The sequence below is a fragment of the Nocardia abscessus NBRC 100374 genome (assembly GCF_000308455.1).
Lineage (GTDB): Bacteria > Actinomycetota > Actinomycetes > Mycobacteriales > Mycobacteriaceae > Nocardia > Nocardia abscessus.
In genome coordinates this window covers 1-797 of record NZ_BAFP01000007.1, presented here as the reverse complement: position 1 = coordinate 797, position 797 = coordinate 1, and the positions used below count along the sequence as shown (strand labels likewise).

1 protein-coding gene and 1 pseudogene are annotated in these 797 nt (G+C 67.4%); both read left to right on the top strand.

Annotation, left to right across the window (positions count from 1 at the left end):
• Positions 1-44: 44 nt before the first annotated feature.
• A pseudogene (locus tag ON19_RS44620) lies at positions 45-404 on the top strand (AMP-binding protein); the annotation flags it as partial.
• Positions 368-797 (top strand): AMP-binding protein (locus ON19_RS44615; RefSeq protein WP_368854279.1); only part of this gene is annotated, 430 nt, incomplete at its 3' end. The pseudogene ON19_RS44620 and the gene ON19_RS44615, both read left to right, overlap by 37 nt.

The window sequence follows — 797 nt, the reverse complement described above, 5'->3', positions numbered from 1 at the left end:
CGAAGTGGTTCCTCGGCGGCAAACTCAACGTCGCCTACAACTGCGTGGACCGCCACGTCCTGGACGGACACGGCGACCAGGTCGCCATCCACTGGGAAGGCGAACCCGGCGACTCCCGCGCCATCACCTACCACGAACTACACGACGAGGTCTGCCGGGCCGCCAACGCCCTCACCGCACTCGGCCTCACCACCACAGACCGAGTCGCGATCTACATGCCGATGGTCCCCGAAGCCATCGTGGCCATGCTCGCCTGCGCCCGCCTGGGCCTCACCCACTCCGTCGTCTTCGCCGGCTTCTCCCCCACCGCGCTGCGCCAACGCGTCGACGACGCCGGCGCCCGCCTGATCATCACCACCGACGGACAATGGCGACGCGGCAAAGCACCCCCCTCAAAGCCGCCGTCGACGAAGCACTCGGCGGGGACCCCACCACCGTCGAACACGTCCTGGTCGTACGCCGCACCGGCATCGAAGTCCCCTGGACCGACGGCCGCGACCTGTGGTGGCACGACACCATCACCCCCGCATCCCCCCAGCACGAAGCCCGGCCCTTCGACGCCGAACACCCCCTGTTCATCCTCTACACCTCCGGCACCACCGGAAAACCCAAAGGCATCCTCCACACCACCGGCGGCTACCTCACCCAAACCGCCTACACCCACCACACCGTCTTCGACCACAAACCCGCCCAAGACGTCTACTGGTGCACCGCCGACATCGGCTGGGTCACCGGACACAGCTACATCGTCTACGGCCCCCTCGCCAACCGCACCACCCAAGTCGTCTACGAAGGCA